The sequence below is a fragment of the Desulfopila inferna genome, from assembly GCF_016919005.1.
In the GTDB taxonomy this organism is placed as follows: domain Bacteria; phylum Desulfobacterota; class Desulfobulbia; order Desulfobulbales; family Desulfocapsaceae; genus Desulfopila_A; species Desulfopila_A inferna.
On the sequence record NZ_JAFFQE010000001.1, the window covers coordinates 607,607 to 633,786 of the forward strand.

Here is a 26,180-nt window from a genome sequence, read left to right on the forward strand (position 1 = left end):
TGTCGATGATCAATCTTTATCGAAAATAGTGCGCAGGGTCTCGGCCATAATTGCGGTGGAAATTGGTTTGTGCAGCACACAACTGATACCTGCCGCCTCCGCCTCGGTTTCATTTACGGAGGCACTAAAACCGGTGTGAAGAATAACCGGTATCTTATGATGAATTGTACGAAGCTGCCGTGTTAACTCAAGACCGGACATCAATGGCATGTCCAGGTCGGTGAGCACCAAATCGAAATCCTGCGGGCGTTCACGGAAAATCTCCAAACCGGTGATAGGATTTGTCGCCACTGTGACTGAATACCCCAGCGCAGTCAGGATTCGCCGCCATGCCGATACCAGCCTCACCTCATCGTCGATAAAGAGCAGATGTTCATTTCCTCCAAAAACTGATTGAGGTAACGAAGCAGCACCCAACTCTCCTTCAAACTGGGGAAGAAGAATCTGAAAAGAGGTGCCCTCACCCAGTCTGCTGTCCACTCGGATGAACCCGCCATGGTCTTTGACGATACCGTGGACAACGGCAAGACCCATTCCGGTACCTTCGCCGGGTCCCTTAGTAGTGAAGAAGGGATCGAATATTCGTTCAATAAGGCTATCATCAATACCATGGCCCGTATCGGAAATAGTTAGTTCGAGATGTGGTCCGGGAGCGACGGAAGGCGACAGAGCTGCTGTATCCTCAGTCACTTCAATTATCCTGATACTTATATCGAGACGGCATCGTGATGGATCCATAGCCTGAACGCTGTTGGTGACCAAGTTGAAAATAACCTGGCTGATCTGGGTGGCATCGGTAAGCACCAGATCGTCTTCCACGGCAAAATTGCGGTTTATCTCAATGGCTGCCGGCAGGGAAGCTCTGAGTAAGCGCAGGGAGTCATCAACCAGTACACTCAACTTTTCCGGCCTTCGTTCCTGGTCGGCTTGTCGGCTATAGGTCAAAATCTGTCGAACCAGAGCCTTGGCGCGATCAGCTGATTCAAGAACCTCATCTATGTCCTGACTCGCCTGGCTTTCCTTGGCAACAGTTTTCTTTGCCAACTCCGAATAGCCAATGATCGATGATAATATGTTATTGAAATCGTGAGCAATACCAGCGGCAAGGGTGCCGATTGCCTCCATTTTCTGGATCTGCCGTAATTGATGCTCCAGGCGAATTTTATCCTCCTCTGCATGTTTGCGTTTGGATATGTTGCGCATGATAGCTACATATCCCTCAAGGTGCCCGCCAGCTAGAATCTTTTCTGAAATACTGATCTCCATGGGAACCAAGACTCCTGATTTACTGCGGAAGAGATGCTCCCCCCAAAAGGTTTCAACTTTCATAATATCGGAGAATACAGCCTTTTCTAAATGAGCAGCGTCCTCCTCCTCTGAGAGGATAAACGATATCCGTCTGCCTCCAATTTCTTCGCAGATATAGCCGAGTTGGTTTATGAATGAAGGATTGCAGTCTATCATGCGAAAACGCCGATCCAGCACCAGGATTGCATCAGAAGAACACTCCACCACCGCCCGCAAGTGCGCCTCCCGGTCACTTAAGGTGCTCAAAGTCTCGGCAAGCTTACTGGTCTTACGCTGGACATTCTTCCTCAGGGACCAGTTCCAGAACCAGGAAACGCCAAGAAGCAAGAGAAGCGGCAAGAGCACCATAGAACCTATTCTATACAGGGTTTCATAGCGACTGGGTTCGATGACGCCAAACCATTTTTCTTTTATTTCGTTATATTTGCCACTGCTTTTAAGCAGACCCAAACCCTGGTCGAGAATGGCGACCAGTTCCGGGTTGCCCTTAGCCACTCCGAAGCTGTACTTCTGAACAAGCATAGCTGGTCCTGCCGGCATTATATTGTCAAGATGGTGTTTCCTGCGCAGATACTCTCCCTGCAGTTTCGGCAACAGCACCGCATCATGCCGGCCCGAAGAGAGCAGACGTAAGCCGTCAAGTGGATTATATACTTCAATGATCTTCGCAACCTTGCCGTCCTCAACGATATAATCATGCATTATATCACCATCCTGGACGATGACCTCCCTGCCTTTAAGATCTTCGATAGTTGATAGCGACGATTCCGAACGGACAAAAATACTTTCGTGAATCCATATGAAAGATACCGAGAAATCGACTTTTTCCTCCCGGGCAATTGAGTAATACATGCCGGAAACCATATCAATCCGTCCCTCTTCCACTGCTTTTCTAATTGAGTTCCAAGACCCGGTTCTGATCTCCAATTTCAACCCCATAGTTTCGGCAAGCGCGCGAAGCAGGTCTATATTGAAGCCTACCGGCCGGCCTTTTTCGTCTATGAACTCGAAAGGTGGGTAATTCTGATCCGCTCCGACCGTAATTATTCCATTAGGCTTGGTGACGATATCGGTCTGAGGCGAACTTGCGGTCTCGGCAATGACCTGTCTCGGAATCAGAAAGAGAATACAGATCAGACAGAGCAGCACTATCGGCAACGTTATTATTTTCACATTCGTGTTTCTTGACGAGGAATTCATGCGGTTAACCTAGCCCAAATCCAAGGACTTTGCATAAAAGTTGGGGCAGAGGCAAATCAAGAAGACCCCTTTTCCTACTCAGACAAGAGCCCCCTTGGAATTCAGGAAGACGATGCTGATAAATTTAATGGGATTTGTTCTTCAAAGTGGAGAATAGCTCTTTCTGGGCCCCAAGAAATTTCACACCTATCTTGAAGGACGGTTTATGATGATAGGTACACCCATCCATCCAGACAGCAGTCGCAACCACGTCAGACACTACTTCCTCGTCAGGTGAGAAATCAGTCAGATAAAGATTATTCTCCGACTGCTCCTGAGCTGTAAAAAAGAGATGATCACCATCCAGAATAACCTTATCGAAAACCACGCAGGCGCCATCTTTTGACAAATTCACAATGGTTCCGGTGGTGTGGTGCGGGGAAATTCTCCCGGTTCTTTTGTGCTGCAAAAAAACGTTTACAGGAAGTTCAAGCGATATCCGCTTGCTTAATAATCTAAACAGTTCCATAATAACACCATCATCATGCCACCATGTCATATCGTCTTCTTATGTAGAAATTGAATTCTGATCATAATATCAGTTCCATATTCCCGTTTTCCCTACCAGTGTCTGTCCAGTCAGCACTATCTGCTTTAAATCCGGGTGCTTGATATATTTAACCACAGGCATATACTTGATGTCAGACTCTACGCTTACCTCCGAGGATTAAAATATTGAGAGCTAACCGGTAAACGCATCCTCCGAATATAGGGCAAAGTGCCATAGCAGAAGCGTACTAAGATAGTATATGCTCTTTCGGCCTGGATCAAGCCCTTTATCGCCTTACCCGGAAAAGACGCGAACAGCTAAATGAAATCGCAGAATAAGTTTGCTACCATTTAAAAGAAGGGATAGCCATGAGGCCCCACCAGCGAACGCGAAAGCGAAAGGAATCTGGCAACGTTCCAGTCGCCCCAAACGTGTATTTCAATTATTGTTATGTATTTCATAAATATTTAATATAACCATCATTCCAATACAAATACAACCTCGAACTTTCAGCTCTATCAACTCTATATTCTATTTAGTTACCATATGTTGGCTACATAGCCCGCCTGTACAGTTCTTCCCGGTCACCCCTGACAACTGAATTAAAAGCATTTTTTCCTGTTTCAACCAATAAATCAATCTTGAGTTTTTCCCGCCTCTTTGGTAATCATTTTGATGGCCACTGAATGAGTATTCATTAATATTCTGCTATATTCATTTATTTCATTCGCGGTTTTGAAAATGGACTGGTTAACGGAAAAGGAGCGGAAATTTTGATTCCGGCGCATCACCGGTTCAATCTTTATCTATCCTCCCGGAATACGCTCAGGCATTCCTCACCTTTCCTCAAATTGAGGGCTCGTGTAAACCCATCTCTGGATATCTAGTCATCCCAGGTATGACGAAACCCCGTTTCAGATCTACAAAGCGGGAGAACGGGCTTTTAACGATGCCGTCATGGTTCAACATATTATCCACGCAGTTCAAGCGAGTTTTGGAGATGAGCTGCTTTTTACCGTCTTAATAAAGAGAGAACAATGACATTACCAATGAACGCCCAAAAAGTATCAATGAAATCCATTGAGAGAATTAATGAGCTTAGCGGTGAAAATGTCAAAGTCTGTATGCAGTGCGGGACATGCACCTCGGCATGCCCAATGGCAGATGAGATGGATTTTTTTCCGCGCAAAGTCATGCATTACAGCCAGTTTGGCCTGTTAAGCAGTCTGGAAGACATTAATTCGTACTGGAAGTGTGCCTCATGCCATTCCTGCAGTGTCAGATGTCCGCGCGGCATAGACATTGCCAAGGTAATGGAGGCCTTACGTTTACTGGTCCTTCGTACCAGCAAAAACCATATTGAACCTTCTCAGATACCCCCGGAAAAACTCAAAGAGTTTCCCGGCATCATGATGGTGGCAGGTTTTAGAAAATTGACGAGTTAAGGAGAGCGATGAAAATCAGTTATTATCCCGGATGTACCCTGAAGTACAAGGCCAAAAACCTTGAAACGTCAGCGTTGGCTTCTCTTGATGCTCTGGGTATCGACGTGGAAGAAATGGACAGATGGAACTGTTGCGGTGCGGTTTACTCACTTGCCAATGACGACCTCATCCATATGGTGGGCCCGGCGAGAAATCTTCTTCGAGCAAAGGAACAGGGAGCGGATAAAATCGTCACGCTCTGCTCCATGTGCTACAACACTCTGGCAAGAGTGAACCAGCTCATGAAAAACGATGTCGAGAAGAGAGATACCATCAACCGCTTCATGGACGACGAAATAGATTACTTTGGAGAGGTCGAGGTGGTTCATTACCTGACCCTGCTCAAAGAAGAGATCGGCTGGGAAGCTATTCGCGACAAGGTGAAGAACCCTCTCAATGATTTCAAGATCGCCTCATATTACGGCTGTACTCTGCAACGTCCCGAAGAAGTCGGTATTGAGCCTCTGGGCAGCTTTGCCCTGATGAATGAGCTTTTAGCCGCGCTCGGCGCCGAAGTTGTACCTTTTTCGGCAGCGGATAAATGCTGCGGCTCCTACCAGGTTATCTGCGAAGAGGCAGGTGACAACGCTGCCGCAGCCAAGGTAATTAACGCTGCATCTGCAAGCGGCGCTGAAGCATTGGCGACCAGTTGCCCACTCTGCGAGTTCAATCTAGGCAAACAACAGGATGCGCTCATGGGGAAGGGGAAAATTTCTGCAAATGTATCCACGCTCTATTTTACCCAGCTTCTCGCCATGGCACTCGGAATCGATGCCGGAGAGTGCTGTCTCGAACTGAACGATAAAAAAGCGGTTGAGCTGCTTGAGACGAAAAACCGTCTCACTGCCGCCTGAGTCCTTTGAAGACATTATTTTCATTTTAAGGGAGATTTTAAATATGTGTGATACCAAAGTTAAACAACCCGAAATTAAGATGGCTACAGGGGACAGGGCTATTTTGCCTGAGGGTGCGAAAACCATTCCCATCTTTGTCATGGGTAAGCAGTACCAGGTTCCGGAAACCCTCACTATTATGAAGGCCATGGAATTTGCCGGATTCAGGTTTCTGCGCGGCGCCGGCTGCCGTGGAGGCATCTGCGGCGCCTGCCCCACCGTCTATCGAATGGCCGGCGACTACAAGCTTCATTTCGGCCTTGCCTGCCAGACCGTAGTGGAACCCAACATGTACCTCGCTCAGATCCCCTTCTTCCCCGCCAACCGTGCCGATTTCAAGATAGAAGAGATGAGCGCAGCAGCCGATGCCATTCATGCCCTTTATCCCGAAGTTTTCCGCTGCGTCGCCTGTAATCTCTGCACCAAGGCCTGTCCGATGGATGTCAAGGTCATGGATTATATCTCTGCCATCAAGCAGGGACAGATCGAAAAAGCCGCACGCATCTCCTTTGACTGCATCCAGTGCGGTCTCTGCTCCAGCCGTTGTATGGGTGAAATACCGCAATATCATGTTGCCCAGTTGGCCAGGCGGATTTTCGGCCGTTATATTCAGCCGCAGGCGGAACACCTCAAAGTGAGGGCCGAAGAGATCAGATCCGGCAAATACGACAAGGCGCTCGATGATCTGTGTGCAATGGACAAGGAAGAGCTAGAGAAACGCTATGTCGCCAGAGAGCGTGAACCAGACATGGCCGAAGCCGGTTCCTGGATGCCTCAAGAAACTCAATATCTCTAGGAGGCCGGCCGAGAATGCCCTTTTCGCTCATCTCCGCGTTATTCCCAGAAAATCAATGCTCGCAATATCAAATATATGGCTGTGCTTGATTTCCTGAAAATGCCTTGATCTAAACGAAAATGCCTATTCTCAGACAACCTCCTAGGAAATAATCGACCAATTATCTGGAATGACGATACTCTTCAGTATGCTGCCACTATTTGACTCGCGGTATGAGCGCGGCCGAAGAGTTATGAAACAAGGAGAACACCATGGGCTATACCCCCGAATTAAAAGAACTTATAAAAAGAGTTGAAGCAACTCGCCCGGATCGTGTGGCAATGGCGCGCCGCGGCGAGAATTATCCCGCCCTCACCATGGCTGAACGTCATGAAGTATTGAGCAAATTTCATCCCGACTATCAGGAAGATGCCAAACAGGCAGTCAAGGTCGGTCCCAACAAGGGCGATGTCTTTCAGGAAACCGTGGCCCGTCTGCTGGAGTCACGATCAGTCATCAGACCTGAAAAGGTGGACCTGAACAAAGTCGATCAGGAAACCGACGTTCTCGTCATCGGCGGCGGCGGTGCCGGAACATCTGCTGCCATCATGGCTGCCGATGCCGGCTGCAAAGTCATTATCGCCAACAAACTCCGCCACGGTGATTCAAATACCATTATGGCTGAAGGCGGCATCCAGGGGGCTACTCACGAATGTGATTCGCCCTACTATCATTATCTTGACACCATCGGGGGCGGTCACTTCACCAATCAGCGCGATCTCGTTGCCGCATTGGCCAAAGACGCTCCCCTTTCCATTGCCTGGCTCGAAAGCCTCGGCATGATGTTCAATAAATACGACGATGGCCGCACCGTCGTCCGTCATTTCGGTGGATCCTCAAGAAAACGGATGCATTCCGCCGGTGACATGACCGGTGCTGAAATCATGCGGGTTATTCGTGATGAAGCCCGTAATCGCAAAGACATGATAACGGTGCTGGAATTCAGCCCGGCTGTCGAGCTGCTGCTGGACAGCGAAGGAAAATGCGCCGGAGCCATCCTTTTCAATATGGAAACCAAAGAGTACTCTATAGTCAAGGCCAAAGCGGTAGTGCTGGCTACCGGAGGCTTCGGTCGTCTGCACGTCAAAGGCTTCGCTACCACCAATCATTATGGGGCGACCATGGACGGCGTGGTCATGGCTTACCGGGCGGGCGTCGGCAATAAATCGCTGCATTCAACCCAGTATCATCCCACCGGCGTTACTTTCCCGGAACAGAACGTCGGTTTACTGATTACCGAAAAAGTCCGCGGACTCGGAGCTCATGTTCTCAATATCGACGGCGAGCAGTTCTGTTTTCCACTGGAACCCCGCGATGTCGAGTCAGCCGAACTTATCCAGGAAGCCATGTTAAAAGGCAAGGGCATTATGACCCCCACCGGTCGTCTCGGCCTGTGGCTTGATTCGCCGATGATCGAGGAACTGCACGGCCCCGGTACTGTTCGTAAGGAACTGCCTGCTAAGTTTATCCAGTTTGAGCGGCACGGCATTGACATCAGCAAAGAGCCCATGCTGGTATACCCGACCCTGCATTATCAGAACGGCGGTATCAATGTTGACGGAGACACCAATACCCAGGTTCCGGGACTGTTCGGTGCCGGTGAGGTCATTGGCGGCGTACATGGCGAAAATCGCCTGATGGGCAACAGCCTCCAGGATATTATTACCTTTGGTCGCCGCGCCGGCAAAAGTGCGGGAAAATATATCAACGGCGGTGTTGAGCTAAAGGATCTCTCGCTTGACCACGTGGTCAAGTTCGAGAAGGAACTGGCTGAAGCGGGTATCGAAAATCCTATGGTCGCCCCGATCCTGCTGCCCGATTATTCAACAGACGAAGTAAGTGCCAATCGATGGCCAGAAGCAGTTACCAAAGCTGCATAGCCCTTTCCAGCGACAGACAGGGCCGGCTTCACCTTGAATCCGGCCCTGGATGAAAGAGAGAAGGGAAGAAAAGAGGCAGCCCGTAAAGGCTGCCTTTTTCAATTGAGGTGGTCATTTTCCTTTACAGTATTCTGTTTTCCTCGTATCCAGCCCTTTCTAATATAATATTGCTGACCGCAATCGCTGTATTTATCACAGATATCTTCGTTGACCTTAAGAGGATAGTTTTTTGGCGTGCCTTTATCGACCCGGCAAACACCTGACATTTCATCCTGCAATCGATAATATCTGCAACTGAGACACATTTTCTTTGCTTGCCACATAATTTCACTTACTCTTAGATGTTTTAGTATAAGCTGTTATAATTCCAAATCATTGCCGGAACCCGTTCGGATCATGTCCGGAATGAGCACATGGGTAACCTCATTTCCTCAAGACAAAGCCGCACTTCTCGATATTAAGCAGATCATCGACCAGACTATTGCCTGATGTGGTCAAAAAATTACCGACAATAGCACCATTGGCTCCGCTTGTAAAACTCCGATACTGATCAACCCCCATCTCAGCCCGTCCGCCGGCAAGACGGACAACCGCATGAGGATTGATAAAACGAAAAACGGCTATAGAAGTGAGAACTGCCGAGAGCGACAGTGGCTCCAGGTTTTCAAAAGGCGTATTGGCAACAGGAGAGAGAACATTTATAGGAATAGACAGGATTCCAAGCTCCCTTAACTCAAAGGCCAATTCCAACCGATGTTCAAGATTTTCACCCATTCCGATGATTCCCCCGGAACATACTTCAAGCCCGGCTTCCTGGGCAATCCGTATGGTTTCGACCTTTTCTTCCCAGGTGTGGGTTGAACAGACGGAAGGAAAGAATCGTCTGCAGGTTTCCAGATTGCAGTGATATCTTTCGACTCCGAAAGATTTCAAGAGCCGGGCCTTCTCCGGGGTGAGCATGCCCATAGAGGCGCAGAACTGCAGGCGGGTAGTGTCGCCCAGCTTCCTGTAAATTTTGCCATATTCCTGAAGATCCTCCATGCTGACGGTTCTTCCGGCGGTTACCAGAGAGAGCCTGCGCACATTATGTGCATCGTTATTCTTCCCCTGCAGCAGAGCTGAATCGCTGCCGATGACATCATAGGTTTCAATATCGACGTCATAATGCGATGACTGAGCGCAAAAACGGCAGTCTTCCGAACATTTTCCCGACTTGGCGTTTATGATGGAACAGGGGTCGAAAACATTACCATGCAGGTAGAGGCGGATATGATCCGCCGCTTCGAAAAGCTCATCCGGATGCGCTGTAGTGGCAAGCTCATAGGCTAGATCATAATCTATATTTTCTCCATTTTTAATTTTTTCGATACATTTCTCAATAATCATTTCCATTCCTCACGTACTATCTGAATCACACAACGTCAAGATATCGATTTTTAATAATAATTCTTCTTTAGAGACATTAATAATTATGATTGACCTAAAAGTCATCGAAGTTACCGGGATGATCTGAAGAAATCAGTTGTGATTATGCAGCTTTTCACTCGCAAAGATAAACAGAGGGTAAAAAAAAGGCCGAAATCCAGTAAAATAAGATATCGGCCTCGTTAAAACAAAACGCTCGGTGGTATTCGGTTATGAATCAGGTCAGTTTTTCCATGCAACTTTTAAGACTTTCGGGAGAATCGAACTGCAGAGAATTGACTTTCACACCCTTTGGTACGATCTTTCGCATCATTCCCTTGAGTATTGTTTTCGGTCCAACCTCAATAAAAGTATGTACTCCCGAATCCACCATTTTAAGGATAGTTTCATACCAGCGAACCCGAGATGCTATCTGGGTAGCCATGATTTCTTTAATCTTTGCGGTATTGAATTCTTCAGCGGAGGTCACATTAAAATAAACAGGCGTATGCGGACTTGAAAATTCTATATCTTCCATAAACCTGGCGAATTCAGGCACGGCATCGGCTACCAGCGGGCTATGATTGGCAACGCTGACATTGAGGGGAATGACCTTTGCCCCCGCCTCTTCCAGCTTTTTTGATACCTGATCGAGACCGGCAATATCTCCAGAGATAACGATCTGTTGTTCGGTGTTGTGATTAGCGGATGTCACCCTTGCAGCTTCAGGACAATTACCGATGTGGCGTTCAACTTCCTCGATATTCAAGCCGAGTACGGCACGCATACCACCGGGATTCTTCAGGCCCTCCCTCCACATTAAGGCGCCGCGTTCCGCGACCAGGCGAATGGTTGATTCCGTGGAAATGACTCCTGCCGCGTGAAGAGCGGAATATTCTCCCAGACTGTGCCCTGCGAAACAGCCAATTTCAACTCCGGCAGGCAAAGTCTTTTGCAGCATCCGCCAGCACATGAGATTGACTGCGGTAATGGCAGGCTGAAGGTATATGGCCCGGGTCAGCTCTTCCATAGGACCCTCAAGGCATAACTTGCCGATCGGTGCATCGCAGACTCTTTCGGTAATTTCCATGATCTCCCTGCAATCCGGAGATGCGTCGAGGAACTCTCGGCCCATGCCGAGATACTGTGAACCCTGGCCTGGAAAAAGAACAGCAATCTTCATTCATTAACCTCTTTATTTATTTCGTGTTTTCCTTCTCAATAAAACTGAATATCAAAAACAGCCCCACCCCGATACATATTGCAGAGTCAGCTATGTTGAATGCCGGCCAGTGAAATCGGGACCAGTAGATATCGATGAAATCTATAACGGCACCGACCCGAATTCTATCGACAAGGTTCCCCAATGCCCCACCTGCAATGAAAGCAAGACCGATGCTCTGCACAGGTGCATCTTTTCGTATGCGGTAGTAGAGCAGAGTCAGGCCGCCCAGGGCGATCACCCCCACAAATATAAAGAAGGGATGACGCCACCAGGAATCGACATCGGCCAGTATACTGAAAGCTGCGCCGCGATTAGTAACATAGACCACATTGAAAAATCCCGGAATAACCTCTATTGACTCATAAAGCGACAGTCTGCTCGCTATCAGAATTTTTGTGAACTGATCGATGATCAGCGTCACTGCGATTATAATAAAATAAAGCACGGCAGCCTGTTACTCTTCTGAAATATGCATACTTTCCAAGACGGTGTTGCATCTGTCACACAACTGTGGGTGCTGTTCATGGCTGCCGACACTTGTCGAGCGTATCCAGCATCGTTCGCATTTCTCTCCCGCGGCCGGACGAACCATGATTACCAGTCCTTTGACTGTCTCACTGACATATGGCGGCAACTCCGCCTCAACCGTCTCGTTGGTATGTTTCAGAGCGGAAACAATCGAGATTTCCTTGATTGTCTGCCATTCATCAACCAGAAAGGGCTCCAGGTCCGCATCGGATTTCAGCAGCACCTCGGCCTCCAGGGGATGACCGATGACTTTTTCGCGCCTGGCAATCTCGAGGGCTCTGGTAATTTCCGTACGAATTTCAATGAGTCGGTTCCATTTGGAATCCAGCACTTCATCCATGATCCCCTCTCCGGAAGCGGCGAATTCCGTAAAGAAAACAGATTGAGACAACGGCGCCTTGGCATCGAGGCTATAAAAATGTTCCCAGGTTTCCGCAGCAGTGAAACTGAGAATGGGAGCCATGAGTTTCAGCATGCCGTCCAGGATGTCATGCAGCACTGTCTGTGCAGCCCGTCGTGAAGGCGCCTCGGTACCCGCCGTGTAAAGCCGGTCCTTGATGATGTCGAGATAGAAAGAACTCATGGTCGTACCACAAAAGTAGTTGAGGTTGTGGTAGATCGAGTGGAATTCATACTTCTCGTAAGCCTTTTTGACTTTGGTGTTAAGCTCGTCAAAGCGCTTCAGGGCCCAGCGGTCCAGCTCCGGCAGTTCGGCGACCTCCACTCGATGTCTTTCCGCTTCAAAATCGCTGAGATTTCCCAACATATATCTGATTGTATTGCGGATTTTTCGATAGGCGTCGGATACCTGCTTGAGGATCTCCTCGGAAACCTTGACATCATCACGATAATCTTCGCTGGCGACCCAGAGGCGCAGGATCTCCGCTCCATACTTATCTATGACTTCCTGGGGAGCAACGACATTACCGATGGACTTCGACATCTTCTTACCCTGGCCGTCGACAACATACCCGTGAGTCAAAACTCCATCAAAAGGTGCTCGCCCACGGGTTCCCACCGCGGTAAGCAGTGAGCTTTGAAACCAACCCCGGTGCTGATCGCTTCCTTCGAGATAGAGATCGGCGGGCCAGCGCAGTTCTTCCCGCTCCTCGCAGACGGCAGCATGACTTACTCCCGAATCAAACCAGACATCGAGAATATCGTCCTCTTTGACAAATTCGCCACTCCCGCAAGCTGTACATGTAGTACCATCTTCCAGAAAAACATCGAGATCATGCCTGAACCAGGCATCGGCACCCTCTTTCTTGAACAATTCATCTATCTTCTCGACAAGTCTGTTGTCCCTGACCACCTCACCGCAGTCCTTGCAGCTGATAACGGTAATCGGTACTCCCCAGGCACGCTGTCTGGATAAACACCAATCGGGCCGCCCTTCGACCATTGAGTATATTCTCTGCTTGCCCCAGGATGGGGTCCACACCACTTTATCAATACTGGCGAGCGCCTTTTTCCGGAGATCGTTTTTTTCCATGGAAATGAACCATTGCGGGGTCGCTCTGTACATCACCGGTTTTTTGCATCTCCAGCAATGGGGATAACTATGATGCATCTCATCCTTATGGACAAGCGCACCAGATTGTGCCAGATCCTCATTGATGCGATCATTCACCTCAGGGACTTTCAGTCCCTGATATGCACCGGCTTCAGAGGTGTAGATTCCCTCATTGTCTACTGGTGAAAGGACTTCAAGTCCGTATCGCAGTCCGGTCAGATAGTCGTCGGCGCCATGACCGGGCGCAGTATGAACACATCCGGTACCGGCTTCCGTGGTGACGTAGTCGGCGAGTACCATAAGTGAATCCCGCTCCATGAGGGGATGACGACAGTGGCGTTTCTCCAGCTGAGCAGCGGAAAACTCGGCAAGGATTGTATAATCGCCGATGCCAACCTCCTCCATAACTTTTTCAACCAGATCCTTGGCCAGTATCCAGGTTTCCTCGCCGGTCCTGACTGCGGCATAGACGAAATCCGGATGAAAGGCAATGGCCAGGTTAGCAGGCAGAGTCCATGGGGTTGTGGTCCAGATAATGACAAACAGCTTGTCGCCGGAAAGTGCAGGATCGATATCGGCAATATCGTCTTTAACTTGAAATTTTACATAGATCGAGGGAGATCGGTGGTCAAAATACTCAACCTCCGCCTCCGCCAGAGCGGTTGTACAGGTTGAACACCAGTAGACGGGTTTCTTGTTGCGGATAACCGAACCGTTTAACAAGAAGGAATTGAATTCGCGGGCAATGGCAGCTTCATACCTGTAATTCATGGTAAGATACGGATTATCCCAATCACCCAGCACACCCAGCCGCTTGAATTCTGCTTTCTGATCTTTTATCCATTTTTCCGCATATTTCCTGCACGCCGTTCTTTTTGAGAGAATTGGTATGGTCTTTTTCTTATCTCCAAGTTCTTTATCGACATTATGCTCAATGGGAAGGCCGTGGCAGTCCCATCCCGGAATATACGGGGCATTAAATCCTGCCATTCTGCGGGATTTGAGGATAATATCCTTGAGAATTTTATTAAATGCCGTACCAAGATGGATATGTCCATTGGCATATGGAGGACCGTCATGCAATATGAACAAAGGTTTATCCTTTGCGTTCTCCTGAAGCTGCCCATATAAATCTTCCTTCTCCCACCGCTTGAGATACATCGGTTCCTTTTGCGAAAGGTTTGCCTTCATCTTGAAACTGGTTTGGGGCAGGTTCAGTGTCGCCCTGTAGTCCATATCCTTCTCCTTTGAAACAAATGGTTTTTCAAAATAAGATAATCTCGTAAAAAGTTGTGACGGAGCTCCCGGAAGGCTGGATTAAAAGATCGCTTAAAGCAGGTAGCGAGGTTCCGAAGAGAATGCCGTTTAGTAATTACTCTAAAAATAACCCCAAAGAATAACAATTGCATGATAAGTTGCAAGTTTTAAAGTGCTGCTGCGGGCTCAAGCGGATTTTTTTCTTTGAATCGAGTCGCTTATATCCTTTCATGTTTCTTTCAGTTAAGGGTGTAAAAAATTTGACACAAATTCCTGATTTTATTAATATACCGTTTTGCCGATTAAATTCGATCGGGAAATGTTTTTTTTGTTGTGCAGGCCCCCCTTGCTCACTACCAGTGATAGTACATTTCGCTGTTTTTCAGCGGGAAAGCCTCTTTCTCAGGAATAGTTTTTAACCCAGAGGAGCTGGATAAGTACCTAGCCAGTGATTGCGAGCCACAGGCTTTTGAAAGAGTTTCCGTTTTTGGTTTTTTATGTTAGTTTTTTGGAAGTAAGGTACTAAATGACAGAAAATCCATCCGCCACCGGCGACACCATGGTTGAGCTGATCAAGGTCAGCAAATCATACCCCCCGGACGTAATTGCCTTGTCCAACGTCTCACTCTCCATTGATGTTGGCGAAATGTTTTTCATAATCGGCAAGAGTGGAGCCGGAAAAACGACATTGCTGAAACTGATCAGCTACATGGAGCCCCCAAACAGCGGCTTGATCGAGGTAGCCGGCAACGATCTGCGTCGCCTGAAAGGGAATAAACTGGCAAAGTTACGTCAGCGCATCGGTGTGGCCTATCAGGATTTCAAGCTCCTTCTCGACAGAACCGTCTCGGAGAATATAGCCATTTCCATGGAGGTTTCCTACAAGCAGCCTTCACAGATTCAAAGAAGGGTGCGTTCTCTTCTCGACCAGCTGCAGCTTGCCGACAAACACAATACCATCACCGGCGAACTCTCCCGCGGCGAACAGCAGCGCATCACTCTTGCCAGAGCAGTGGCAAACTCGCCCGCTTTGCTGCTGGTCGACGAACCGACCGGCAACCTCGACGCTGAAACGACGGTCCGGGTAATGCAGCTCCTTCACAAATCGAACAAGTCCGGAGCAACAGTTGTGATAGCCACCCATGACGAATCTATTTATCGAAATACCGATCACCGTGTTATGGAGTTACGGCAAGGCATAATTCGCGGCGTGCGGAAGGCGGCTGTCTCATGAGATTCTGGCTTGCAGTCCTGCGCCAGGCAGGAAGAAACCTGAGACAGACATGGCCATCGCAGCTTATGACGCTGCTGACCGTCAGTCTGTCCGTGCTGATATTCGCCTTCTTCTATCTGGTCTACACCAATATGATCAGCTCCGGTGAGAAACTCGGCGATGATCTTCGCCTGATTATCTATCTCGAGGATGATCCCGGACCGCAGATGCGTGAACAGATTCGCCGTAAAATCATTAACTTTGATGATGTTGAAGATATTATTTTTGTTTCCAGCGCCGAGGCCTATGAGAGATTTGCAGAGCAGCTGGGTGGCAATAAGGATGTGCTCGAGGATATTCCCAAAGACTTCCTTCCTGCTTCCGTAGAAGTCATTCCTCTGAAAAATCTGCGGAGTCTCAACCAGGTCAAGCTTTTTTCCGAATATCTATCGAGTCTGCCCGGCACCCTTAAAGTGCAGTATGGCCAGGAATGGGTCGAGCGTTTTTACTATTTTACCAGACTGCTCTCTATTGTCGTCTTCCTGAGCGGCTCACTGCTCATTCTCACCACGATTTTCATGGTTTCGTATACCATCAGGCTGACAATTTTCAACAGACAGGCAGAGCTGGAATTACTGAAACTGGTAGGAGCCACCAACAATTACATCCGTACCCCGTTTCTCATCGAGGGTGTGCTTCAAGGCCTTCTGGGTTCTTCACTGGGTATTTTCTCTCTGTTTTTGCTCTATCAATGGATCAAGGCTCATTTTTCGGGTCCGGGACTTCTGGAACTTTTTTCCTTCACCTTTTTCTCACCGGAAGTGGTTCTCGCAATAGTTACAACATCGATCATCCTCTGCTCCGCCGGAAGTTTTACCTCAATGCAGAAATATCTGCGTATATAGATCCATGATTTTGCCCTCTTGTAAGCTCATCACAAAATTCACTGCAGCATCGCTCATTGCCGTCGCGGCTATTTTGTTAATATTGATTGCTGCTCCTTGCCATGCCGACGATATCGAAGACAGCGAACGCCGTCGTCTAGAGGAAAAACAGAAAATCGAACAGGAAATCAAGCGCAACCAGATTATAATTCGGCGTCTCCAGGAAAGTCTCGAAGATCAGCAGGAAGGTATAGAACATACCCAATTGCGTGAGAAAGGCGTCCTGGAAGAATTGCAGGTACTCGATCAGAGCCTCTGGAAAATGGCTGATCGACTGCGTCAGCTTGAGGAAAGAATGACGCAACAGCAGGAGCTCATTGCCACCAAGGAAACGGAACTCGAAGAGGTTCGGAAGGTAAGTGAAAAAGTACAGCTCCATATGCAGAATCGCATTGGCGCCTATTACAAACTTGGAAAAATAGACCTTATCAACATTACTTTCTCAACACGTACGTTTCCGGAACTGCTGAGATTTCATGACTCTTTCCAAACGGTAATCGCCTATGATCAGGATCTTATGAAGCGCTACCGAAATACCATTGAGGACCTCGAAGGCGCCAAGACCGCCCTGACTCTGGAGGAAGGCCTGCTTGAGGAATTTATTTCCCAGGCAAATGAAGAAAAGCAGGATATTCTGACTGCCCGACAAAACAAGAACAGCCTTCTCAACCGGGTTAAAACACAGGCTCTATTGCACGAGCAGGCTATTCAGGAAATTGAAAAGGCCAAAAAGGATCTCGGCAGTACTCTTAGCGCCATGAAGAAAAAGGAAATTCTCTATGACCAGGGGTTCCTTGTGAACAAGGGCAAGCATATTGCTCCCGTTGAAGGCACTATTATCAGGCTCTTTAATCAAGAGGCAGTAAATCAATTCGGAATCACCAGGAAGGATCCCGGCATTGCCATTAGCGCTCCTGACGGCAGCAAAATCCATGCTGTTTTTGACGGGGATGTCATTTATTCCGGTTATCTCAAAGGCTATGGGAATACCATAATTCTCGATCACGGTTATGATTATTTTACAATTACTTCACGCATTGAAAGAATGTTGGTGACGAAGGGCACAAAAGTAAAAAGAAATGATATAATAGGAATTATGGGATCGACCGCCACAATCTCTGATGAAGGACTTTATTTCGAAGTTCGCAAGAAAGAGACGCCGATGGATCCCCTGCAATGGCTCGACCCCAGAAACTTGAAGTTCAAAGACGATACCATCCGATGATAATTAAACCGGGAATCAGCACACAAGCCTGGATAATTTTCCAGAAAGAAAAAATGTTAAAGTGATACCGGAAAGATATAGACCGTAATCCAGGAAAAATACATGAAATTCCACAAAAAGCTGCATATCCTGACCTTCCTGTTTGTCGTAATGACCTTCGCTCTACCTTCCCTGGGATTTTCTTCCCCTGAAGTCAGCCAGAAGGAACGGGAACAGATATACAGGAAACTTGAACTGTTCTCCAACGTCCTTAGTATCCTTCAGGAAAACTATGTCGAAGAGATCAATATCGAAGAGGTTGTAGATGGAGCAATCAATGGCTTGCTGCTTTCCCTGGATCCACATTCTTCCTATCTTTCCCCCGAGAGTTTTCAGGATCTGCAGGAGGAGACCAGCGGAAGTTTCACCGGTATTGGTATCGAAATTACCATCAAGAATGGGAAATTGACCGTTGTCTCACCAATTGAAGATACTCCGGCAGATAATGCAGGTCTGAAGGCAAACGATACCATCGTCAAGATCGGCGAGCGATGGACCGACGATATGAGTCCAATGGAAGCCGTGAAGGAACTCAGAGGGCCCAAAGGCTCGGAGGTAACCATCTCCATCCATCGACAAGGTTGGGAGGATCTCAAAGAATTTACCCTGGTGCGGGATATCATCCCCGTCCAGTCGGTACGTTCCGTGTTTATTGACGAGGGAATCGCCTATGTCAGGATCACCAACTTTCAGAGCCATACCACCGACGATTACATCGAGATGCTGGCTACCCTCCAGGAATCTCAAACAATTATGGCTATGATACTTGATTTGAGAAACAATCCCGGAGGACTTTTGAATCAAGCCGTCTCCATAGCCGATCTTTTTCTTGAATCAGGACTTATCGTCTACACCAAAGGGCGCACCGAAGAACAGAATATCGTCTTTGCAGCTCATCAATCCGGAACGCTGAGCGAGGTTCCTCTGATAGTGCTGGTCAATGAAGGTTCGGCCAGTGCTTCTGAAATTGTAGCCGGCGCCATTCAGGATCATAAACGAGGGATCATCCTCGGCACCCGGACTTTCGGCAAAGGTTCGGTGCAAACCGTCATTCCGCTTCAGGGCGGAGCGGGTTTGCGGATGACCACTGCCAAATATTTTACTCCCTCAGGCAGATCAATCCAGGCACAGGGAATTGTTCCCGACATCGAGGTACCTTATATTGCCTATATTGCCGAGCAGGAGAATGAACAAAGCTCCAGTGCATTTCCGCGGGAAGCCGATCTTAGAAATCATTTTTTAAATTCTGAAATTGAAAAACTCAAGGAATTGTCCGTCCCCGAGGAAAGTCCCTCGTTAGACCAGATCGATGATAAAGACGGCATTCTTTCGAGGTTGGAAAAGGACAACCAGGTACAGATGGCCCTCAATATTCTCAAAGGAGTCAACCTGCTCTCTTCAGATAAGGCAGACCTGAAATCCCAGAAGTAAGCTTTTTATGCTGAAGAGCCTCGGTCGGTTTGGGACCTGCCACACTTAAAATCCTAACTCTTTGAGAAAGCCGCTGTTTTCAGTCCAGTTTTTCTTGACCTTGACCCATAGTTTTAAAAGGACCTTTTCTCCTACCATCTTCTCGATATCCTTCCTGGCCGCAATGCCGATACTTTTCAGCTTCCGTCCTCCTTTACCGATGATGATGCCTTTCTGCGAAGCCTTTTCCACAACGATCGAAGCGTGTATGGTCATCGTTCTGGATTCTTCAATAAAGGCGTCAATTACCACTGCGGTAGAATAGGGGATCTCCTGACCCGTAAGAAGAAAAACCTTCTCCCGGATTATTTCACCTACCAGGAATCTCTCCGAGGAGTCGGTAGGAATATCTTCAGGAAAGTATCTCGGTCCATAGGGCAGGACTCTGAGAATTTCATCCACCAGCACAGTGGTGCCTTCTCCTGTTTTTGCGGAAACCGGCAGGATTGATTCAAAGGCAAACTGCTCTTTATATTGATCTATGATGGGAAGCAGTTTTCCTCTTTCGACCATATCGATTTTATTGAGGACCAGAAATACCGGTGCATTTGTCTGACTGAGATACTTCCCCAAATCGATGCCTTTCCTTCCTGTATTCTTCGCTAAAATGGAAGCGTCGAGTAAAAATAAAATTGCATCAACGTCAGCGAGACTTTCCATGGCGATCCGCACCATCTCCCTGTTCAGAACCTGATCCGCTTTGTGCAGACCAGGGGTGTCAACCAGAACAATTTGATGATCGGCGCTATTAAGAACACCCAGTATTCTATTACGCGTCGTCTGCGGTTTTGGGGTAACGATTGAGATTTTTTGCCCAAGCAGGCAATTCATCAGGGTTGATTTTCCGGCATTGGGTGGACCGACTATGGCAACCAGGCCGGAGCGAACATTTTCAAAGGGTGTGATTGTATCCATTCTACTTTTCTCTGATTTTGTATGAATAAATGTATTGAATTGTGAAATTGATACTATAGTGCTTTTCTTTTATGGTGAATGTGCTACTTTCTTAGCTAAGCTAGGGGTGCTCTCGGGAATTCTCCGACAGTTTCCCCCTGGTGGATTTAGACTTGCCTCAGAGCAATGTCGCTTACCTGAGCAGCATATGTATCTTTTACTGAAATATCTCTATTCCTGAGAAAAACAGTGCAAGAGAATAACCTCTAAGGCTTAAACGACAAAGTATACCATCGGGATCCATTTTGCGTGTTTTATTTGATGTCGCGTACAAAAGATGGAATTAAATATATTATTAGAAAACTGAATGATAACTATTGGCAAAATAATTGAATACCTTGAGAACGGAAAGTTCATCTGTGGTTTCATCACCGAACTGCAGCCCAAAAGGGTGCATCTCGTCAACCAGAACAAGCGAGAGGTTAAGCTTCCAATATCGCGTATCCTGCATTGTTCTCTGAGCAGCCATCCGCTTGATACCGATAAAGAAGCTCTGATTAAAGTCCTGCAGGACACCAATCGCCATAGAAACTCGCTGATGCAGAAGATCGACCTTGAGGAAATATGGGAGCTGATCAATGAGGAGAACACGGACAGCTTCGAACCTTCTTTCCTTGCCGAGCTGGTATTCGGGGAAGAAGCAGGCGACGATATAGTCTCGGCCTTTTTACGCTCGGTATTCACCAACAGGCTTTATTTTAAATATAAAGAAGGCAAAATAAAGGTACATAGCCCCGAACAGGTTGAAGCTTTGCAAATGGAGGCCGCCCGGGAAAGGGATAAACAGAGGCTGATAGAAAAGGGTACGGAAATCCTTCGCCGCCTCAAGGAACATGACAGCGTTCATCTCCTTGACGATCCGGAGGTGCAAAATTGTCTCAAGATCATTCAGGATTATTATCTTTTTGGTACGGAGGCGCCTTTCTATGAATTAGCAAAACAAATGCTTAAAGACGCCGGCCTCTCCAAACCGCACGATAGTTATCATATTCTTGTCAAAGCAGGTATCTGGCGAGAAAATGTAAATATCCCCCTACTGCGAAGCGGTCTGCCCACCAGTTTTTCCCTTGCTGCCATTCAACAGGCGGAAACAGTGCTGCAAAGCTCAGCCTCTTCGCTTTTTGAAGATCCGGCAAGAAAAGATTTTACCGACCTCTCCCCCCTTACAATCGATGGAGGAAGCACGCTCGACTTTGACGACGCTCTCACCATTGAAGAAAAAGAGGAGGGATTCTTGGTAGGGGTCCATATATCTGATGTGGCACAATACGTTAAACCAGGTGATCATCTCTTCCAGGAGGCTATGAACAGAGGCACCTCCATCTATTTTCCGGAAAGCCAGATTCCCATGTTGCCCCGCCATCTTTCCCAGGGAATATGCAGCCTCATCCAGGGGGAGACCAGGGCTGCCATCAGCTTCATGATCCTGCTGTCCAGCGATGCCGAGGTATTGCGCCTGCGCATCTACCCCTCCATTATACGCGTAGCACGACGACTTACCTACGAGGAAGCTGACGGCATGATTCCCAAAGACCGGGAGCTGGCTCTGCTCAATACCCTCAGCAAGAAACTGCGGGGCCGCAGGATGGCGTCAGGGGCATTACTGTTGCCGTTTCCCGATGTCAATATTCATATCGACCATCACGGTAAGGTTCATGTCTCTCTCGGAGCAACAGATACACCATCCCGCATTCTGGTCTCGGAGATGATGATCCTGGCCAACCAGGAAGCGGCCCGATACGTTTCAGACCGCCTGGCTCCCGGACTCTTCAGAGCCCAGGAACCGCCGAAGCAGCAACTTGTTCATGGTGAAGACAACGATTTATTCATCAATACCCGGCAGAGAAAACAACTGTCCCGCGGTGAGTTGCTCACCGTCGCCAAAAGGCACAGCGGCCTCGGGGTAAACCAGTATACCACGGTGACTTCCCCCATACGGCGTCTGCTCGATCTGGTCATGCAGCACCAGCTGCATTCTCTGATGCGTCGCCAGGAGCCTCGATTCAACGCGGAAATGTGCAAGGATTTTACATCGGTAATTACGCGCACATTATCCAATGCCAATGCGGTCAAACAGCAGCGGCATCGCTATTGGCTCCTGGTGTACCTTAAAGACCGGGAAGGTCAGTTTCTCGATGCTCTGGTAATAGAATCAGGCCCCAAGAGAACGATGCTGTTACTCAAAGATATTCTTTTCGACTTCGATCTCCCGAGTCCGGCAGGTTCAAAACCATCACCCGGTTCAACCGTCAAGGTGAGGGTGGAAAAAAGCGATCCTCTCGATAATTCAGTACGATTTGGATGGAATTAGAACCTTACTCCCCAAAAACCGACACAAAAAACAGGAAAATGGAAACTAGCCTAAAAGCCGCCAACTCACACTTACTGCCAAGGTACTTATCCCCTTTTGGGGGTTAGCTGGTTATTAAAAATGATTAAGATAGATGGCGAAAAAATCAAGGAATTACGGGAACACCAGGGTTTGACCCAGCTCTATATGGCTACCGCCGTCGAGGTTACTACCGACACGATATCACGCTGGGAAAACAAGCGCTATCCCACAATCAAAGAAGAAAATGCCCAGAAGCTTGCCGAAACACTGGGCGTCAGCATAGAGGACATCCTCCTTCCCGAGGAAGATTCGATTGTCGAAGATGGCCCCGATCTCTCCACGGCACCTCTGGCAAAACCTCGGTACCGGAAAAGCGCTCTCATCCTGTTTGTCCTCATTATTGGTGCTCTCATCAGCGCGGTAATCCTGGACAGGATATTTTTATCAGGAACAAAAACACTTCAGGCCCAGGCCTTTAGAAATATGCCTCCCAGAGCAATACCTAACTCTCCTTTTCCTGTAGTTATCGAGGTCAGCCCGGATTCGCGTGAGTCTACTTCAATCATACTGAAGGAGATTCTACCTGAAGGAAGCCGAATAGTTCAGATATCCCCCACCGCCGGCGCTTCAAACTCTGATGAAGAAATTAAATGGATACATAAGCTGCAGAAACCCACCCGTTTTTCCTATCTCGTCGAGATAAACGGCTCCACCGGCAGCGACTACATTTTTGACGGTCTTCTTTCGACTTCGAAAAACGAGGAGGCTTTAACGGTACAGGGCAGCAACAGCATAACCCTTGGTCAATTTCACTGGGCTGATATTGATGGAGACAATACCATAAGCGACCAGGAAATTTTAACGGTTTTCGATTACTACAGTGATATTGATGACTTCACTATCGATATAGAATTTATTGAAAAAATGTGGCTGGGTTCAGGTTATTCCTGGGATCGTGACAAAAATCTCATCTCTATAACCCCATGAACATCAGCCAGAATCCCGGAGAGGCTCCTATGAGAAAAATATCTGCGCTCGCTCAGGTCTCCTGTCTTCTTTTGTTCCTGCTCCTGCTTGCTTTATCAGCCGTGCCCGCGGCTGCCGTAGCCGAAGTTGGGGCAAAATATCAATCAGTCAGCGGCAACAAAGTTGTATTTCTTGTCAAGGTAGATGGTTCTCCTCCGGCCAGCCTTATAATACAGCACTTTCATCCTGCCGGAAGGCAACTGCTAAGGGCTTCTCCCGCAGCTGATAAAACCGGTAACGGTACCAGCAGTTCAAAATGGTTTTTGAAAAGTGTCCGTCCCGGGATTTATCCCTTCTCGCTTTCCTACGATGGTCCGATTTCTCCCTCTGGTATCAGAATTATCTTACGATACCATGATCCTCAAACGGGCTCGTACCGGGAAAATATTGTTCATCCCTAACCCGGCTGAGCTGAATTGACCACGAATCTCGGGAGTGAGGTACACCATTTCAGGCATATGCAGACATCCTTTAATAATACATGTATTAACGACACGCTGATGGGGTTGCGCGAAGGTTTAAGCCATTTTTCAGGACCCAGTACAGCTGCCGTCATTTTCAGCCTCCCGAAACAAGCCCATCTTTCCATCTATGATCCGGACAGTCTTCTTCGCGGTCATGAGCTGAAGATAAAAAATTTCTATTTCGATGAAAAAGGGCATCAGTTCCTTTCAAGATATAATGGCACCTCGAAATGTTACAGCTCGATCGAGAATGTTCCCGTCTTCGAACTTGACGGGATACTCTCCTTCGGCGGCAGTTCCGCAACGGTCCCCTACCAGATGTGGTTTACGGAGCACCATCCGGATCTCTGTTCAACAGGACCGACTGAAAGATGGCTGGAACATGCCGTTCTGCGTTTTTCCCATGATATAGCCAATGGTCCCAGGCTGTATACCGGAATTTCCGGCAGCTTCCTACGCGAATATTCAACCCATGCCATCCATGACCATATCAAAAAAGAGACATTTCGACTCACAGGGAAACTTTCCGGTCTCGACGTGTATCCGATTCTGGACGCCATTCTCGAGATATCCAAAACACTTGAAGAGAGAGCCTGGCCATCCGGTGAACTTGCCTTCATTGAACCCCGGGATGCCGACAAGGTCAATTTCCTGGCAAAGTTTACAGGAACAGAACTTCCCCAGCTAAGTCACAGCAAACATGTCAGGAAACTACTGCAGACTGTTCAGGATACCAATCACAAGCTGATATCGGATGGGCAGAACATCCTGGGTATTTGCAATTCCAGGCTGCCGCAATATTCCCTCACTGCAGCATATCACCGCCGATACGGGTATGTAAGGTTGAATCAAGACATACTCTGCAGTTTCTCAGACGGCAGATATAGATCTTCCTCTTTCAAGGCAAAACTTTTTGAGATTGAAGAGGCTCTGCTTGATTATGATCTTGACTCGGAAACGCGGGATAAACTCTTCCATATCATTACCACCCTGGTACATAGCGCCCAGTCAATGCGGCATGGCTGTGCCTTTGTTCTCGATCTAAATTCGAAGCCTGTGAAGATCTCCGGACAGCTGCTCGATGCTCCCCTGGATCTTAATGACGATGATTCTCTTGAACTTGCCTGCGCCCTCTCCCGGGTTGACGGTGCCCTTCATATCTCTCAAGACCAGAGACTACTCGGTTTTGCCTGTCTGCTGGATGGACGAACCATCGAAGGAGAGGACCGTGCTCGGGGCGCCAGGTATAACTCCGCTCTCCGATTCACCGCCGAGAACCACAAGACTATTGTGGTAGTAGTGTCGTCGGACAGACCGGTTTCCGTAATTCAGCAGGGTATAGTATTGCAGGGACGGTGCCAGTGGCGATCAATGACACACTGTTCACTGGTGCCGGATTCACTGAAGGAATGGCTCGCGGTCAGCGCTTAGTGCCTTATTTTTGAAAAACCACCGCAAGACATAAGAAAACTAAAATGTAACTACGTCAGTTAATCGGCATTCCAAAACCAAAAGCATTATTACCCTCAAGGGGGTACAGTAAAGAATCCAGCTCCGCTGGGGTAGGTTGTATTTGCTGATAAAGGTTCCTTTGGAATAAGGAGAAGAACCTTTACGGTGCAGTTTATATCTCTAGTGCCCAGTCGGGAATGCGGTGTAAAATATAATCCTGAACTACTTCTTTTTCAGGTTTTTTCCCTTCACTCGCAATCTCTTCCATCACTTGCTCATAATCGAACCAGCAAATCTCCTTATCATCCTGGTTATACACGGTAAGGATCCGCCTGTTCTGCTGTTCGATATCTTCTTCTTCCTGGATGGCGGCAACTATGTTTATGGCCTCCTCATAGGAGATGAACTTAATTTCGTTCTCACTCATCGGGATTACACCTCAAAATGAAAAAGGCGAGCAGGAATGCTCTCCCCTCGCCTCTAATTATCTACTCACAACTTTCTTACGCAGGCTTAACGACCGCCCCGGAACGGATACAGCGTGTACATACCTTGGCTCTTTGTACACTGCCGCTGTCAGTCAGCATGCGAACTTTTTTCAGGTTTGGCAACCATCTTCTTCTGTTTTTATTGTGGGCATGGGAGACATTATTGCCGGTAACCGGTCCCTTTCCACAAATTTCACATTTTTTTGCCATTGCTCAATCTCCTTTTATATCAACCACTACAGGTAAACCATACAGGATAGTGGCGGCAGTAAAAAACAATAAATTATTCTCAGAACGCTACAAATTACCTTTTTTAATAAACAATAGCAAGTTCAAAAATCATATTTTCCAGTGATTACCGATAAAAAATCTAAACCGCCACCACGCCTGAACGATCTGAACGGTCTACCAGACCGTAGCTCTTTATTTCGAAAAAATGATCTTAAGGATACTTTCGATTAAATCCAGCTCAAGTCTTTTTGCTTCATTTAACCCGAACTGGAATTTATTGAGAACA

General features: G+C 47.7%; 22 protein-coding genes. 12 read left to right on the forward strand and 10 right to left on the reverse strand.

Going from position 1 to position 26,180, the window contains the following annotated elements:
• Nucleotides 1–9: 9 nt before the first annotated feature.
• Both JWG88_RS02610 and JWG88_RS02615 read right to left on the reverse strand, forming a co-directional pair.
• Nucleotides 10–2,481 carry a transporter substrate-binding domain-containing protein gene (locus JWG88_RS02610; RefSeq protein WP_205232125.1) on the reverse strand — a complete coding sequence of 824 codons (2,472 nt, stop codon included), beginning with the start codon at nt 2,479–2,481 and terminating at the stop codon, nt 10–12.
• 151 nt (nt 2,482–2,632) lie between these two features.
• Nucleotides 2,633–3,046 (reverse strand): hypothetical protein, encoded by a 414-nt coding sequence (locus JWG88_RS02615; RefSeq protein ID WP_205232126.1) that lies wholly within the window; start codon nt 3,044–3,046, stop codon nt 2,633–2,635.
• Between the two features lie 1,028 nt (nt 3,047–4,074).
• Between JWG88_RS02615 and JWG88_RS02620 the strand changes: the two genes are divergently transcribed.
• The 4 genes from JWG88_RS02620 (at nt 4,075) to JWG88_RS02635 (ending at nt 8,129) form a co-directional block, all read left to right on the forward strand.
• Complete coding sequence (locus tag JWG88_RS02620) at nt 4,075–4,482, forward strand: 4Fe-4S dicluster domain-containing protein (protein WP_205232127.1); 408 nt, start codon at nt 4,075–4,077, stop codon at nt 4,480–4,482.
• Nucleotides 4,483–4,490: 8 nt separating this feature from the next.
• Nucleotides 4,491–5,375 (forward strand): CoB--CoM heterodisulfide reductase iron-sulfur subunit B family protein, encoded by an 885-nt coding sequence (locus JWG88_RS02625; RefSeq protein ID WP_205232128.1) that lies wholly within the window; start codon nt 4,491–4,493, stop codon nt 5,373–5,375.
• 43 nt (nt 5,376–5,418) lie between these two features.
• Nucleotides 5,419–6,210, forward strand: coding sequence for a 4Fe-4S dicluster domain-containing protein (locus tag JWG88_RS02630; RefSeq protein ID WP_205232129.1), 792 nt, complete (start codon nt 5,419–5,421; stop codon nt 6,208–6,210).
• Nucleotides 6,211–6,461: 251 nt separating this feature from the next.
• Nucleotides 6,462–8,129 (forward strand): FAD-binding protein, encoded by a 1,668-nt coding sequence (locus JWG88_RS02635; protein WP_205232130.1) that lies wholly within the window; start codon nt 6,462–6,464, stop codon nt 8,127–8,129.
• Between the two features lie 98 nt (nt 8,130–8,227).
• Here the strand turns inward: JWG88_RS02635 and JWG88_RS02640 are convergent, their stop codons facing one another.
• The 5 genes from JWG88_RS02640 to ileS all read right to left on the reverse strand — a co-directional run bounded on the left by JWG88_RS02640 (nt 8,228) and on the right by ileS (nt 14,035).
• Nucleotides 8,228–8,395 (reverse strand): hypothetical protein, encoded by a 168-nt coding sequence (locus JWG88_RS02640; protein WP_205232131.1) that lies wholly within the window; start codon nt 8,393–8,395, stop codon nt 8,228–8,230.
• Between the two features lie 157 nt (nt 8,396–8,552).
• Nucleotides 8,553–9,515, reverse strand: coding sequence for a biotin synthase BioB (bioB, locus tag JWG88_RS02645; RefSeq protein ID WP_240194225.1), 963 nt, complete (start codon nt 9,513–9,515; stop codon nt 8,553–8,555).
• Between the two features lie 256 nt (nt 9,516–9,771).
• Complete coding sequence (locus JWG88_RS02650; protein ID WP_205232133.1) at nt 9,772–10,716, reverse strand: ACP S-malonyltransferase; 945 nt, start codon at nt 10,714–10,716, stop codon at nt 9,772–9,774.
• A gap of 16 nt (nt 10,717–10,732) precedes the next feature.
• Entirely contained in the window at nt 10,733–11,203 is a 471-nt protein-coding gene (lspA, locus tag JWG88_RS02655) for a signal peptidase II (RefSeq protein ID WP_205232134.1), read from the reverse strand.
• A gap of 9 nt (nt 11,204–11,212) precedes the next feature.
• Nucleotides 11,213–14,035, reverse strand: coding sequence for an isoleucine--tRNA ligase (gene ileS, locus JWG88_RS02660; protein ID WP_205232135.1), 2,823 nt, complete (start codon nt 14,033–14,035; stop codon nt 11,213–11,215).
• Between the two features lie 547 nt (nt 14,036–14,582).
• Between ileS and ftsE the strand changes: the two genes are divergently transcribed.
• The 4 genes from ftsE (at nt 14,583) to JWG88_RS02680 (ending at nt 18,908) form a co-directional block, all read left to right on the forward strand.
• Nucleotides 14,583–15,290, forward strand: a complete 708-nt coding sequence (ftsE, locus tag JWG88_RS02665) for a cell division ATP-binding protein FtsE (protein WP_240194226.1) — start codon at nt 14,583–14,585, stop codon at nt 15,288–15,290.
• Nucleotides 15,287–16,174: a permease-like cell division protein FtsX gene (gene ftsX, locus JWG88_RS02670; protein ID WP_205232136.1), complete on the forward strand. Its 888-nt coding sequence runs from the start codon at nt 15,287–15,289 to the stop codon at nt 16,172–16,174. Before ftsE ends, ftsX begins: the two co-directional genes overlap by 4 nt.
• A 73-nt stretch (nt 16,175–16,247) precedes the next feature.
• Nucleotides 16,248–17,438: a murein hydrolase activator EnvC family protein gene (locus JWG88_RS02675; protein ID WP_205232137.1), complete on the forward strand. Its 1,191-nt coding sequence runs from the start codon at nt 16,248–16,250 to the stop codon at nt 17,436–17,438.
• 102 nt (nt 17,439–17,540) lie between these two features.
• Nucleotides 17,541–18,908, forward strand: a complete 1,368-nt coding sequence (locus tag JWG88_RS02680; RefSeq protein ID WP_205232138.1) for a S41 family peptidase — start codon at nt 17,541–17,543, stop codon at nt 18,906–18,908.
• 45 nt (nt 18,909–18,953) lie between these two features.
• Here JWG88_RS02680 and era read toward each other — a convergent pair whose 3' ends face one another.
• Entirely contained in the window at nt 18,954–19,862 is a 909-nt protein-coding gene (era, locus tag JWG88_RS02685; RefSeq protein ID WP_205232139.1) for a GTPase Era, read from the reverse strand.
• Nucleotides 19,863–20,208: 346 nt separating this feature from the next.
• Between era and JWG88_RS02690 the strand changes: the two genes are divergently transcribed.
• From JWG88_RS02690 to JWG88_RS02705, 4 genes are all read left to right on the forward strand, one after another.
• Nucleotides 20,209–22,212 (forward strand): ribonuclease catalytic domain-containing protein, encoded by a 2,004-nt coding sequence (locus JWG88_RS02690; RefSeq protein WP_205232140.1) that lies wholly within the window; start codon nt 20,209–20,211, stop codon nt 22,210–22,212.
• A 120-nt stretch (nt 22,213–22,332) separates the two neighbouring features.
• On the forward strand, nt 22,333–23,220 hold the full coding sequence (locus JWG88_RS02695) for a helix-turn-helix transcriptional regulator (protein WP_205232141.1): 888 nt from the start codon (nt 22,333–22,335) through the stop codon (nt 23,218–23,220).
• 29 nt (nt 23,221–23,249) lie between these two features.
• Entirely contained in the window at nt 23,250–23,660 is a 411-nt protein-coding gene (locus JWG88_RS02700; protein WP_205232142.1) for a hypothetical protein, read from the forward strand.
• 15 nt (nt 23,661–23,675) lie between these two features.
• Nucleotides 23,676–25,154, forward strand: a complete 1,479-nt coding sequence (locus tag JWG88_RS02705) for a DNA integrity scanning protein DisA nucleotide-binding domain protein (protein WP_240194227.1) — start codon at nt 23,676–23,678, stop codon at nt 25,152–25,154.
• Nucleotides 25,155–25,347: 193 nt separating this feature from the next.
• On the opposite strand, the gene JWG88_RS02710 is transcribed toward JWG88_RS02705, so the two are convergent.
• Nucleotides 25,348–25,602, reverse strand: a complete 255-nt coding sequence (locus JWG88_RS02710; RefSeq protein ID WP_205232143.1) for a hypothetical protein — start codon at nt 25,600–25,602, stop codon at nt 25,348–25,350.
• Nucleotides 25,603–25,678: 76 nt separating this feature from the next.
• A complete protein-coding gene (rpmB, locus tag JWG88_RS02715) occupies nt 25,679–25,873 on the reverse strand; it encodes a 50S ribosomal protein L28 (protein ID WP_205232144.1) in 195 nt (64 codons plus the stop codon).
• Nucleotides 25,874–26,180: the final 307 nt, after the last annotated feature.